This is a genomic window from Vibrio sp. SCSIO 43135 (genome assembly GCF_023716665.1).
GTDB classification, from domain to species: domain Bacteria; phylum Pseudomonadota; class Gammaproteobacteria; order Enterobacterales; family Vibrionaceae; genus Vibrio; species Vibrio paucivorans.
Genome location: NZ_CP071860.1, coordinates 798,594 through 811,730, shown reverse-complemented (window position 1 = coordinate 811,730; position 13,137 = coordinate 798,594). Strand labels below are relative to the sequence as shown.

Genomic DNA, 13,137 nt, shown 5'->3' with positions numbered 1-13,137 from the left:
TATTATCCTTGTAAGGATTAGCTAAATGAACATTTCACCTAGCAGTATAAAAGTAAAAACCGCTTCTTAAACGAAGCGGTTTTGAAAAATCTTAGTACGTACCGATAGTACTATCGAATCCCGTGTAGAAATTCGTGTCGCGTTGCAGGGTTCGATTTGAAGATCCCGCCTAGTGCTGTTGTCGTGGTTTCGCTCGTTGCATCCATTACGCCACGTGATTTCACGCAGTAATGTGTTGCATCAATTGTTACAGCAACATCATCTGATTCGAGTAATGTTTGCAGCGCAACTAAGATTTGCTGCGTCATACGCTCTTGCACTTGAGGGCGCTGGGCGAAGAATCGAACGATACGATTAATTTTAGACAAGCCGATGATTTTTCCACGCGGAATGTAAGCGACAGCGGCGCGGCCGTCTATCGTCACTAAGTGGTGTTCACAAGTACTGGTTACGGTAATGTCTTTTACTCGAACCATCTCGCTTACGTTCATCTTGTTTTCGATGACAGTAATCTTAGGGAAGTTTTGATAGTCAAGGCCAGAAAACACTTCATCAACATACATTTTCGCGATGCGATGCGGCGTTTCTTCGAGGCTATCATCTGTTAAGTCTAATTCCAGCAGAGATAAGATCTCTCGCATATGATGCTCGATCTTTTCCTTTTTCTCTTCTCGGCTTACCTGATTAGGACGCATCGGCGTTTCTAATCCACGGCTTTCTAGCGCATCTTTTACCAACTTCGCGGATTCGCTAAGACCTGACATTCCACTTCCTCTATTTAAACTAATCTTGCTTGATGAAAGTGCTCTACTCCGCCGCTTTCATCGACTGCTTACTCTTATCGTTAAGTCTTTAATACGATTGAAGAGTTAGGCAGCTTGGCATGCCCACAGCTCAAGGAGTTTAACCCTTTTAGATGGCTGACAAGGATACTCGGATTTATCAATAATTACACCCATAATTTAAGGGAGGTCATTATTGCCGTTGATAAATCTATGCTAAAGTCCCTTGCTAACAGAATTTACAATAAAACATAGGATTTAAACATGGGCTGCTGTGATGCTCCAGGCTTGATGCCTCTTGAAGATGCCATGGACAAAATGCTTTCTCGCATCAAACCAATCCAAACGACTTTGCGCCTGCCTCTTGCAGAAGCACTAGGCTATGTCCTTGCTGAAGACGTTCTTTCACCCATTTTTGTTCCACCTTTTGACAATTCAGCGATGGATGGTTACGCCATCAGACGGCAAGACTTAGCTCAGTCTTCTACGTTACCACTGGCAGGAAAATCTTTTGCAGGGCAACCATTTGAAGGTGAATGGCCTCTAGGTTCCTGTATTCGTATTATGACCGGCGCTAAGATTCCTGAAGGCTGCGACGCGGTAATCATGCAAGAAAACACGCAAGTCACTGATGACGGTATTCTTTTCACTCAAACTGATGTCAAACCACAGAACAACATTCGTCCTTGCGGTGATGACATTAAGCAAGGCGACCTTGTTCTGGCGAAAGGTTCACGCTTGTCACCGCGTGATATTCCTATGATTGCGTCACTTGGAATTAGCCACTTAACGGTTGTTCGTAAGCCTAAAGTAGCGTTCTTTTCAACTGGTGATGAGCTGAAACCGCTGGGTGAACCTTTAGCAGACGGGCAAATATACGACAGTAACCGATACGGAATTAAGCCGTTGATTGAAAACTTCGGCTGCGAAGCAATCGACCTCGGGATCATTCCTGATTGCCCTACCAAGCTAAAAGAAACGTTTGAAAAAGCTCAGTCGCTAGCTGATGTTGTCGTTACTTCCGGTGGAGTAAGTGTTGGGGAAGCAGATTACACCAAAGATATTCTTGAAGAACTTGGGGAAATCGGTTTTTGGAAACTCGCCATCAAACCGGGTAAACCATTCGCTTTTGGCGCGCTAAGCAATGCTTGGTTCTGTGGCTTGCCCGGCAACCCAGTCTCTGCAGTGTTAACCATGTATGTGCTGGTTCAACCTATGCTGGCTAAATTAGGTGGTAACACCCAATGGTCAGCACCTGAATCGATTCCAGCTATCACCAAGACAGCGTTTAAGAAGGCGCCGGGGCGTACCGATTATCAACGTGGTATTTACACGCTGGAAAACGGCCAATTCGTTGTGGAAACAACCGGCAACCAAAGTTCAGGTGCATTCCGCTCAATGAGTCTTGCTAACTGTTTTGTTGTGCTTGAGCGTGAACGTGGCAGAGTTGAAGTTGGTGAAACTGTTCAAATCCAATTGTTTAACTCAACACTCTACTAACAGGAGCTAATGTTGGAGATCCTTTCAGATCAAGAAATGCTTCGCTACAACCGGCAAATCATTCTCAAGCAGTTTGATTTTGATGGGCAAGAAGCGTTGAAACAGGCTTCTATTCTCGTATTAGGTGCTGGTGGTTTAGGCTGTGCTTCTAGCCAATACCTTGCTACTGCCGGTGTAGGCCACATCACTTTGATTGATGATGATGTCGTCGAGTTGTCTAATCTTCAGCGCCAAGTTCTCCACACCGACGGAGATATCGGGCGTCACAAAGTGGATTCCGCTTCAGACTCACTAAAGCAGCTTAATCCACACCTAAGAGTTGACACCGTTTCAGCGCGATTAAGCGACGATAAACTTTCTGAGTTAGTTCAGTCACATTCGATTGTGCTAGATGCTTCAGATAATGTTGAAACCCGTAATCAGCTCAACAGGTTGTGTTTCGAAGCCAAAACACCACTCATCTCTGGTGCTGCAATTCGGATGGAAGGTCAAGTCAGCGTTTTCACCTATAAAGACTCTGATGCGCCTTGCTATCAATGCTTAAGCGCCCTGTTTGGGAATACAGCACTTACCTGCGTTGAAGCTGGGGTGATGGCTCCATTGGTCGGGATTATAGGTGCGGTTCAAGCCATGGAAGCAATCAAGGTCATCGCCAACTATGGTGAACCAAAGCAAGGTAAAATTCTAATGCTCGACGCACTTACGATGTCATGGCGTGAAATGAATCTAATGAAGATGCCAAGCTGTCCTGTTTGCAGTTAATTCAAACATTTCTCAAGTTGAAAGCCAGCATTCGCTGGCTTTTTTATTTTGACAATCAGATTAAGAAGCCATTGAATTAAAAGGCACTTAACCCTTACACATCAATAACTTAAGTAATGGCATAGTCCTTGTAATAGCTAGATAAACGTCTATTGGAAGGAGTTCATTATGACGAGGTTCATCTTATCTCTAACAGCTATTTTGTTTTCATCACACGCTTTAAGTACGCCGTTTGACACCTGTCCAAGCAAAGCGTATTTATTCCAATCTCGCCCGGTTCAGGTCTATGGTGTCAATCTAGTAACCGGTACAACCACTCTGCTACAAGACGATACAGGTACCAACGGTAACGTGAACGCTGTAGGGTTTGATTACGAAGACCGCTACATCTATGGATACGACACGACCAACATGCAAGTGGTACGTTTGGGTCAAGATTTCCAAGTACAAACACTAAATGTAACTGGCTTACCTTCTCATACCTTTTATGTGGGCGATGTGTACGAGCACGTGATGTACTTCTACAGAAAAGGGAAAGGTCTATTTAAAATTGACCTCGCCCCCCTAGATACCGATCCGACCGCTACACTCGCTCTTGAACAGATTACCGCGACTTCATCTGTATCCCTAACTGACTTTGCGTTCCATCCGTCAAATGGAAAACTGTATGGCGTCGACAACGGTTCAGGTAATTTGTACGAGTTTAACACCGACGTGGGTGGTGAGACGTTGCTTGGAAACGTCGGTGTGACGGGTACATTTGGCGCTGGCTATTTTGATGTAGACGGCTATTACTATATTTCCCGTAATTCCGATGGTCATATTTTCCGTATTGACCTATCCGACCCGGACAATATCACCGACGAAGCGATAGCCGCACAGATATTCGCCTACGGCCCGGCATCTGGTCAAAATGATGGAGCTCGCTGCGCGAATGCACCTGTAATCGATGAAGATTCAACTATCGACTTTGGTGATGCGCCCGACTCTTACTTAACACGCCTAAGTTCAAATGGCCCTCGTCACGGTATCGGGTCTGGGTTTTACCTTGGTTTAGTCAGCCCTGATGGCGAAGGTGATGGCCTGTTGCCACCGTTAGATGACAACAAAGCTGGCTCACAAGATGAAGATGGTGTGGGTTTTGTCACGGCTATCGAAGCAGGCATGAACGCGCTCGTTGCGGTACAAGCCTCTACAACTGGTTACCTTTCTGCTTGGATTGACTGGAACAAAGACGGTGACTTTGCAGATGCTGGCGAAAAAGTATTCTCCGACCAACAACTAACAGCAGGAACCAACACTTTAACGCTCTCTGTACCGAATGATGCCACTCAAGGTTCAACTTGGAGCCGTTTCCGTTTCAGTGACCAAACAGGTATCGACTACTTCGGTGGTGCTCAAACAGGTGAAGTGGAAGACCACCAGTTATTGATCACCAAGGACGGTGCTGCTGTTAGGCATTATCCAAGTGAGTCTGGATACGCGACAGTTGCATTCGAAGATAACTGGCCGCACACCGCCGACTACGATATGAATGACGTTGTCATTCGTTACCGCGTCACAGAAACAATCCAAGATGGTCGTGTAGCAAGAAGTGTCATTGAAGGATATTTGTCAGCCTATGGTGCAGATTATCGTAATGGATTTGCGATAAGGCTCGCGGGTTTGAATCGTACAGATATCGACACCACCCTAACGACTCAGTCTCAAAATGGGGTTGTGCTGGCTGATAGCGGATTAGAGTCTGATTCGAATGAAGCCATCTTCATTATCTCTGAAGACTTATCGCAGTTTACTGGCTCAAGTTGTGAGTTTTACCGTACCCAGCAACACTGCCAAGATGGGCTAACACTGTCTTTCGAAATTGATATCACCACTAACGATGATGCCGACACGAGTGGATTAATGGCGATGCCGTATGACCCATTTATCTTCGCAACACCAGGATATTACCATGGCGAATCACTCCCACTTCACCCAGGCAGAACATTGGAAATTCACTTAGCCGATCAATCACCAACCGAGAAGTTCGACGACCAAAACCTTTATGGTTTGGGAGTAGATAGCAGTGATGCAGCACAAGGGCGTTACTTTAAAACATCCGATAATCTGCCTTGGGCACTGCTAATTCCACACGATTGGAAATGGCCGCGCGAAAAAGTGGACTTGGTCAACGCCTATCCAGAGTTTGCAGAATATGCCGAGTCTTCCGGTAGCAAGAAACAAGATTGGTACTTGGAAGAAAAAGCAACGAACAACAAATATTACCAACCACAGGAGTAATCACCATGAAAACTAAATTACCCTACTTTGCGCTGATTGGTTTACTTACTGCCTGTGGTGGCGGTGGTGGAGATGGCGGTGGTTCATCGGCAGGCTCTGCTGATTCGGGCTCGCCTAGCACAACTCCGGCTGATGCGAGCACAACAGAAGATGACGTGACATTAAGATCGATGTCGGATTTGAGTATCGCGGATGGATTCAGCTTCAATCCAGTAATGGGACATAGCTTAGATGTTGATATCAGTGCTTACAGCACAGAAAGAGCTTACGTTTCAGTCTATGGCGAATACGTCGAGAATGGTGACGGTAGTTATTCGCCTAACTACAACAGTCGAATCAGCTCATCCTCATTAGATAATGGTACCGTAAGCTTGGATTTCTGCGTGTCAGAGGCCCAGCAATATGTTCTTGCGGAAGTGTGGTTTTATGACGGTTCAGCGCCAATTCAAGAGATCCTAGATACCTCTTCGATGAGCATCATTCAGTAAGTGGTTGGCCTCACTCATAGAATCACATCTCAAAGAGCCCTTATTAAGGGCTCTTTCTTTGGAATGTCTAATACAACTAGTACACTGAAGTTACGTATATTTTAGTGCCCTATTCAACCATTAGAATCCGCTGACTATGAACAACCCAAAAGTTTACGTTCTGTGTCTGCTTGTAGCATTCGGCATACTGTTCGCCGTATTAAAATTGCAACCAGATACCTCGATAAATGTAGAAACTGAAGCAACAGTATTGGAGTCAACGCTAACTCAATCGCTTGATGGTCATCGCCGTTATCTAACCGTAGAAACACAGCAGGCGAAATTGTACCGCGTCAGTGTCCCTATCACTAATGAGTGTACTAGAGGAGACAGCGTAAAATTACGTGGTAATACTTCCAATTTGGAAACATCGACCAGCTTTCAATTTATTTCTTGTAAATAATTGATTATCTTGAGTAGTCAACGAATCACAATAACAACAAGCACAAGGAGCTGTGATGTATCCACTCGTTACTCCGCAATGGCTAGCCGAACAAAAAATTTCCAATCAAAACCTATTTATTCTGGATGCCAGCATCGATTTTCAGATCCCAAGTGAAACTGAAAAAGACAAAGAGCACATGATTCCGGGAGCCATGCGGTTTGATTACGACAATCAATTTTGCGACCCAGAGGCTTCACTTCCGCATATGATGCCGAGCGAGGAGCGATTTAATCAATTGGCGCAACAACTCGGCTTAAACAACGACTCAACCATCGTTGTTTATGACAATAGCGGTACATTCGCTTCCCCACGAGCATGGTGGATGTTTAAAGCGATGGGACACAAAGAAGTCTATGTGCTAGATGGCGGCTTAACCGAATGGAAAAACTCAGGGCAACCTCTAGACACCTCATACGCGGTACCTTTAGCTAACGGCAATTTTTCCGGCCAGCTGAGCCACAGCCTGTTTTTATCTGCACAACAGGTACTCGAGCAAACCAGCAATGATAATAATTTAACCGTAGATGCTCGCTCAAAAGCGCGATTTTTCGCAGAAGTTCCCGAGCCAAGAGCTGGGATCAGAAGCGGCCACATTCCGAACTCGGTTTGCCAACCATTTGCTGAGTTAATGGACGGTCACAAAATTAAACCAGTGGAACAATTAAAGCCGATTCTATCTTCTTCAATCGCCCAAGATAAAACGAGCTACATCTTCAGCTGTGGCTCTGGCGTAACCGCCTGTATCGTTCTACTTGCGAGCCAGTTGTGTGGCTATGAAAACTTAGCTGTATACGACGGCTCTTGGACCGAATGGGGCCAAAGACAAGATTTACCGATTCAAACCCAATAGTTTGATAACACTAAACCATCCTTAATAGAAAAAACCCTCGCAGTGCGAGGGTTTGTTTTTAAGCATTTAACTTACTTGTTCATTTCTTGGTGCATTATCTCGACCAGTTCACCTGATGGGTCGCCCGACAGCTCCCAAGTGAAGATGCCACCTAGTTTAGTCGATTTAGCCCATTCAACTTTTGCTTTGATTGAACGCTGATCTTCAAAAGAGATAAACACTTTTTCTTTATCATTCCATAAAAATGGCGCTTGCGCTTGCTCATCATACTTATAGGCATAGCCTTGGTCTGCACCATAGTTTTTCAGCAGATCCCAGAACATGAAGTATCCATGCTCGCCCGTCCCAAACTCAGCGCCTTTCTCAGACACTAAATCACCTTTCGGTAAAGTACCATCGAAGTCCTTGGTGCCTTGCCAGCCTCGGCCATAGAATGCAGAGCCTAATACCAGTTTCTCACTCGGGATACCCAGTTCAATCATCTGGTTAATAAACACGTCAGCTCCCATTCCCCACCAACTTCTTTCCGTCGCGTGTAGATTGGTCAAGTGCCCGGTTTGAGGCCCCCAACCACCAAGGAAGTCATAGGTCATGGCAAACATGTTGGTTAAATATTGCTGAGCTTCTGACCAGTCGATTTGTGCAGCCTTTGCACCTACGCCCACAGCCGTTGAAAGTTCGTATTCACGTTTAGTGCTCTCTTCCAGCTTATCCAAATCAGCACGCATGGTTTTGACTAAATAGGTAAAGGCGTCACGCTCTTTCTCCTTTTGCTCGTCGGAAAGCTTGGTATCAGGATTCCAAGGCGATGTCGTCAAACCGCCGCCACCTGGGTATTCCCAATCGAGGTCGATTCCGTCAAAGAATGGGTATTGTGCGATAAGTTCAACCGCTGTTTTAGAAAAGTGTTCCATCGCTTTTGGATCTTGCACCATTGCATGGAAAGGTTCAGACATTGTCCAGCCACCAAATGACGGCAAGATCTTAATTGAAGGGTTATCTTGCTTGAGCTGAGTAAGCTGAGCGAAATGACCTTTGTAATCCACTTTTACATCAACGTTGCCAAAGTCATGCTCTAACGCCGCCTCGCGATCGACAATAATTGCGGTATAAGGCGCTTTCCCTTCACATGCTTTTGCAACTTGTTTCTGAACAAGCTCACTTGCACCTGTATGTGGGCCACACATACTCAAAAATGCATAGATAATGTGAGTTAAGTTTTCGGCCGGAATATCCTTAACCGTATATCCGTTATCTGGATTAGCGTATTGCCAATCGGCAAAGTAACCTGCGACGATGTTAGTGTTAGCCTGAGCACCAAAAGCAGTTGTTGCCGCAATAGCAATAGTTATCAGTGATTTGTTCATGTTCTTCTCCCTTAGTCTGTATACAAACTAAGCAGAGATTTTTATTTTCACCGCTAAAGTTATTAACACTGCGAGTGATCATCAATTTCGCGCAGTGACTATTACATCATTTTCATAGCAATTTGATTTAGTTAATGTTTTTCACTCAGCAACAACACTTGCCATTTGCTCGTCAAGGTTAAGAACTGTCAGCGCATTGCTTACCGTCGTCGCGATTACATCGATTGCTCCAGTTCTCAACGCTCCCAATAATGCTAGGGGCTTACTGTTCTCAGCGGCAATGGCGATAACTTCTGAAATTGGTCGAAACTCGTCGAGGCTCAAACCGATAACGCGATCGCTCATCACTGTCACCGCTGACTCACCGTTGATATCAAAGAAATCATACCCGGCAAAGTCACCGACAACCCCCTGCAACATACGTGACTGCACAACTTCGTCTGCGGTAAACCACCCTAGGTCAACCATATAACTGTTTTCACTCATATCGCCGATCCCCACTAGCGCTACGTCTGCTTTACGTGCAAGGTCGAGAGTTTGTTTCACGGTGGCATTCTGCATAAAGGCCAGCTTCTGTTCACGGTTTTCTGCATAAGCCGGAGCATAGAGCGTTTCTGAACTGCCCCCATAGGTTTTCGCAAACTGACGACAAATATGGTCGGCATTAAACATACCGCCCCTTGGGTGAATACCGCCTATACCACAAACAAACTTAACATCACGCTGCGGAATAACGCCGATGTGGTGGGCAACCGCAGATACATTTCGCCCCTGACCAACAGTCACCACCGTGCCATTTTGGAGAGTCTTTGCCATATACTTGGACACTAAACCCGCCACCTGTAAGCGCTGCTGCTCCTCACTCGGTTGATCTAGCGCTACCAAAGCACGTTTAACTCCAAAACGCTCTACCAGTCGTTGTTCGATTTTGGCACTAAACACTGGGTGGTACTTAACTGTGATTTCTACGATACCTTCATCGCGCGCTTGCTTTAGCATCCGCCCAACTTTTGCACGTGAAACAGCAAACTTTTTTGAGATCTCTTCTTGTGTTGCACCATCTTGGTAATACGCCACCGAAATCTCGGTTAGAAGATCTGCGCTATCATCTGACATCTCATTTTGCGTCTTACTCATAAAGCCACCCGCTCCTGCTTGTTTAGTTGGAACATATGTTCATAGCTATAGCATATGCTATATCGCCAAATAACACCAACATTTGCTCACTACCATTACATTTTCTCACTCTTGGTTCTATACATTAACTTGTGTTCTTCAGCCCTATTTACACTGGGCAAACGTTACACTTCAGCGCTTATTCCTTATGAGGATAAAATTACTTGATGAATGTCACCATAACTTCCATTCCCAGATTGACTTTCTCGCTAGATAAGATAAATATGAACCCATCATTTACTCAACGACAGAGCAAATGTTCACGACATCTGCTCATACGCTGAAAAAATTTCTGGTCAGTTGATTTTCCAAGCTGATTTGTCGCTTTGGATAGTTGGCTGCCTTGCTTGCAAATGCATTACTCACGTTAATCAAATTACGTGGGAGCCCATTAAATAGGATGATCGAAATGAGCAACAAATTAGAGCAACTTCGTAAACTAACGACAGTAGTAGCAGACACTGGTGAAATTGATGCAATCAAAAAGTACCAGCCAGAAGATGCAACAACTAACCCTTCTCTGATTCTTAAAGCAGCTCAAATCGAAGAGTATGCACCACTTATCGATGCTTCAATCGAATACGCTAAAGCACAAAGCGCTGATAAAGCACAACAAGTACAAGACACTTGTGACATGCTTGCAGTAAACATCGGTAAAGAAATCCTGAAAACAATCCCAGGCCGTATCTCTACAGAAGTAGATGCTCGTCTTTCTTACGACACTGAAGGCAGCGTTGCTAAAGCTCGTCAGCTAGTAAAAATGTACAACGATGCTGGTATCACTAACGATCGCATCCTAATCAAACTGGCTTCTACTTGGGAAGGTATCCGCGCTGCTGAAATCCTAGAAAAAGAAGGCATCAACTGTAACCTTACTCTTCTATTCTCATTCGCCCAGGCTCGTGCTTGTGCTGAAGCAGGTGTATTCCTAATCTCGCCATTCGTTGGTCGTATCATGGACTGGTACAAAGCGAAAGAAGGTCGTGACTTTGAACCTTCAGAAGATCCAGGTGTAATCTCAGTAACTGACATCTACAACTACTACAAAGACTACGGCTACAACACTGTTGTTATGGGCGCAAGCTTCCGTAACATCGGCGAGATCCTAGAACTTGCTGGTTGTGACCGTCTAACTATCGCTCCTGCTCTTTTAGCTGAACTAGAAGCTGCTGAAGGTGAAGTTGTAGAGAAGCTAGTTGACTCTAAAGGCTCTAAAGAGCGCCCTGCTCCAATGACTCACGCTGAGTTCCTATGGGAGCACAACCTTGACGCTATGGCAGTAGAGAAAGTTGCAGAAGGTATCCGTAACTTCGCCGTTGACCAAGGCAAACTAGAAGACATGATCGCAGCTAAGCTGTAATCACACAGTATTAAAAAAGGGGAACGTTTGCGTTCCCCTTTCAATTTCCAATCCAATATTTAAATTTGAAATCGGTATTCATTATGGATCGTAAAAATCTAGCTAATGCAATTCGTGCTCTAAGCATGGACGGCGTACAACAAGCAAACTCTGGTCACCCAGGCGCACCTATGGGCATGGCTGACATCGCTGAAGTTCTTTGGCGTGATCACCTAAACCACAACCCATCAAACCCAGAGTGGGCAGATCGCGACCGTTTCGTTCTTTCAAACGGCCACGGCTCAATGCTGATTTACTCTCTGCTTCACCTAGCAGGCTACGAGCTATCAATCGAAGATCTTAAGAACTTCCGTCAACTGCACTCGAAGACTCCAGGTCACCCAGAGTACGGTTACGCACCAGGTATCGAAACAACAACTGGCCCACTAGGTCAAGGTATCACGAACGCTGTGGGGTATGGCGCTGGCTGAGAAAACTCTAGCAGCACAATTCAACAAAGAAGGCCACGACATCGTTGACCACTTCACTTATGCATTCATGGGTGATGGCTGTCTGATGGAAGGTATTTCTCACGAAGCATGTTCTCTAGCAGGTACGCTAGGTCTTGGTAAGCTGATCGCTTTCTGGGATGACAACGGTATCTCTATCGATGGTCACGTTGAAGGCTGGTTCTCTGATGATACACCTAAGCGTTTTGAAGCATACGGCTGGCACGTAATCCCAGCAGTAGATGGCCACGATGCTGAAGCAATCAACGCAGCAATCATTGCAGCAAAAGCAGATCCACGCCCTACTCTAATCTGTACTAAGACTATCATCGGTTTTGGTTCTCCAAACAAATCTGGTTCACACGACTGTCACGGTGCACCACTAGGCGCTGAAGAAATTGCAGCTACACGTAAAGAACTTGGTTGGGAGCACGGTCCTTTTGAAATTCCGTCGGAAGTCTACGCAGAGTGGGATGCGAAAGAAGCAGGCGCAGCTAAGGAAGCAGCGTGGAACGAGAAACTTTCTGCTTATGAAGCAGCACACCCCGAGCTGGCGGCTGAGTTTAAGAGACGAGTAAACGGCGAGCTACCTGCGCAGTGGGAAGAGAAAGCAAACGCAATCATTGCTGATCTTCAAGCTAACCCAGCAAACATCGCATCACGTAAAGCATCTCAAAACGCACTAGAAGCGTTCGGTGCTATGCTACCTGAATTCCTAGGCGGCTCTGCTGACCTAGCACCTTCAAACCTAACTATGTGGTCTGGTTCTAAGTCTGTTTCTGCTGAAGATCCAGCAGGTAACTACATCCACTACGGTGTACGTGAATTCGGTATGACTGCGATCATGAACGGTATCGCTCTACACCGGTGGTTTCGTACCATACGGCGCTACTTTCCTAATGTTCATGGAATACGCTCGTAACGCAATGCGTATGGCTGCTCTGATGAAAGTTCAGAACATCCAAGTTTACACGCACGACTCTATCGGTCTTGGCGAAGATGGTCCAACTCACCAACCTGTTGAGCAAATGGCGTCACTACGTTGACTCCAAACATGAGCACATGGCGTCCATGTGACCAAGTTGAGTCTGCAGTAGCTTGGAAACTGGCTATCGAGCGTAAAGACGGTCCAACGTCTCTCATCTTCTCTCGTCAAAACCTTGCACAGCAAGAGCGTAACGAAGAGCAAGTCGCTAACATCGCACGTGGTGGTTACATCCTGAAAGATTGCGAAGGCAAGCCAGAGCTTATCCTTATCGCAACAGGTTCTGAAGTTGAGCTAGCGGTTAACGCTGCGGCTGAACTAACTGCTGAAGGTAAGAAGGTACGTGTAGTCTCTATGCCTGCAACTGACGCATTCGACAAGCAAGACGCTGAGTACCGTGAATCTGTACTTCCATCTGACGTAACAGCTCGTATCGCTGTAGAAGCTGGCATCGCTGACTTCTGGTACAAGTACGTTGGCTTCGGTGGCAAGATCATCGGTATGACAACATTCGGCGAATCTGCACCAGCAGGCGAGCTATTCAAGATGTTCGGTTTCACTACTGAAAACGTAGTAAACACAGCGAAAGAACTTCTAGCATAACTTTGATTT

At 45.6% G+C, this 13,137-nt stretch carries 10 protein-coding genes and 1 pseudogene; 8 read left to right on the top strand and 3 right to left on the bottom strand.

Annotation, left to right across the window (positions count from 1 at the left end):
* Positions 1-110: 110 nt before the first annotated feature.
* A complete protein-coding gene (gene folE, locus J4N42_RS17955; protein ID WP_252034019.1) occupies positions 111-764 on the bottom strand; it encodes a GTP cyclohydrolase I FolE in 654 nt (217 codons plus the stop codon).
* Positions 765-1,046: 282 nt separating this feature from the next.
* Here folE and moeA point away from each other — a divergent pair, with 282 nt between their 5' ends.
* From moeA to J4N42_RS17925, 6 genes are all read left to right on the top strand, one after another.
* Positions 1,047-2,282 (top strand): molybdopterin molybdotransferase MoeA, encoded by a 1,236-nt coding sequence (gene moeA / locus J4N42_RS17950; RefSeq protein ID WP_252034017.1) that lies wholly within the window; start codon positions 1,047-1,049, stop codon positions 2,280-2,282.
* A gap of 12 nt (positions 2,283-2,294) precedes the next feature.
* Positions 2,295-3,044: a molybdopterin-synthase adenylyltransferase MoeB gene (gene moeB / locus J4N42_RS17945; protein ID WP_252034202.1), complete on the top strand. Its 750-nt coding sequence runs from the start codon at positions 2,295-2,297 to the stop codon at positions 3,042-3,044.
* A 168-nt stretch (positions 3,045-3,212) separates the two neighbouring features.
* Complete coding sequence (locus tag J4N42_RS17940) at positions 3,213-5,327, top strand: LruC domain-containing protein (RefSeq protein WP_252034015.1); 2,115 nt, start codon at positions 3,213-3,215, stop codon at positions 5,325-5,327.
* Between the two features lie 5 nt (positions 5,328-5,332).
* Positions 5,333-5,815 (top strand): hypothetical protein, encoded by a 483-nt coding sequence (locus tag J4N42_RS17935; protein ID WP_252034013.1) that lies wholly within the window; start codon positions 5,333-5,335, stop codon positions 5,813-5,815.
* Between the two features lie 136 nt (positions 5,816-5,951).
* Positions 5,952-6,257: a hypothetical protein gene (locus J4N42_RS17930; protein ID WP_252034012.1), complete on the top strand. Its 306-nt coding sequence runs from the start codon at positions 5,952-5,954 to the stop codon at positions 6,255-6,257.
* 55 nt (positions 6,258-6,312) lie between these two features.
* Entirely contained in the window at positions 6,313-7,149 is an 837-nt protein-coding gene (locus J4N42_RS17925) for a sulfurtransferase (RefSeq protein WP_252034010.1), read from the top strand.
* 71 nt (positions 7,150-7,220) lie between these two features.
* Here J4N42_RS17925 and J4N42_RS17920 read toward each other — a convergent pair whose 3' ends face one another.
* Both J4N42_RS17920 and J4N42_RS17915 read right to left on the bottom strand, forming a co-directional pair.
* Positions 7,221-8,516 carry a glycoside hydrolase family 18 protein gene (locus tag J4N42_RS17920; RefSeq protein WP_252034008.1) on the bottom strand — a complete coding sequence of 432 codons (1,296 nt, stop codon included), beginning with the start codon at positions 8,514-8,516 and terminating at the stop codon, positions 7,221-7,223.
* 141 nt (positions 8,517-8,657) lie between these two features.
* Complete coding sequence (locus J4N42_RS17915) at positions 8,658-9,653, bottom strand: sugar-binding transcriptional regulator (RefSeq protein ID WP_252034006.1); 996 nt, start codon at positions 9,651-9,653, stop codon at positions 8,658-8,660.
* Positions 9,654-10,101: 448 nt separating this feature from the next.
* On the opposite strand from J4N42_RS17915, the gene tal reads away from it, so the two are divergent.
* Both tal and tkt read left to right on the top strand, forming a co-directional pair.
* Positions 10,102-11,052, top strand: a complete 951-nt coding sequence (tal, locus tag J4N42_RS17910) for a transaldolase (RefSeq protein WP_252034004.1) — start codon at positions 10,102-10,104, stop codon at positions 11,050-11,052.
* An 83-nt stretch (positions 11,053-11,135) separates the two neighbouring features.
* A pseudogene (gene tkt / locus J4N42_RS17905) lies at positions 11,136-13,128 on the top strand (transketolase).
* The last annotated feature ends 9 nt before the right edge of the window (positions 13,129-13,137 follow it).

What these genes read in the sequence shown, in the direction of transcription:
- folE (WP_252034019.1), bottom strand. Translation starts at nt 764, where the DNA reads ATGTCAGGTCTTAGCGAATCCGCGAAGTTGGTAAAAGATGCGCTAGAA.
- moeA (WP_252034017.1), top strand. Translation starts at nt 1,047, where the DNA reads ATGGGCTGCTGTGATGCTCCAGGCTTGATGCCTCTTGAAGATGCCATG.
- J4N42_RS17940 (WP_252034015.1), top strand. Translation starts at nt 3,213, where the DNA reads ATGACGAGGTTCATCTTATCTCTAACAGCTATTTTGTTTTCATCACAC.
- J4N42_RS17935 (WP_252034013.1), top strand. Translation starts at nt 5,333, where the DNA reads ATGAAAACTAAATTACCCTACTTTGCGCTGATTGGTTTACTTACTGCC.
- J4N42_RS17930 (WP_252034012.1), top strand. Translation starts at nt 5,952, where the DNA reads ATGAACAACCCAAAAGTTTACGTTCTGTGTCTGCTTGTAGCATTCGGC.
- J4N42_RS17925 (WP_252034010.1), top strand. Translation starts at nt 6,313, where the DNA reads ATGTATCCACTCGTTACTCCGCAATGGCTAGCCGAACAAAAAATTTCC.
- J4N42_RS17920 (WP_252034008.1), bottom strand. Translation starts at nt 8,516, where the DNA reads ATGAACAAATCACTGATAACTATTGCTATTGCGGCAACAACTGCTTTT.
- J4N42_RS17915 (WP_252034006.1), bottom strand. Translation starts at nt 9,653, where the DNA reads ATGAGTAAGACGCAAAATGAGATGTCAGATGATAGCGCAGATCTTCTA.
- tal (WP_252034004.1), top strand. Translation starts at nt 10,102, where the DNA reads ATGAGCAACAAATTAGAGCAACTTCGTAAACTAACGACAGTAGTAGCA.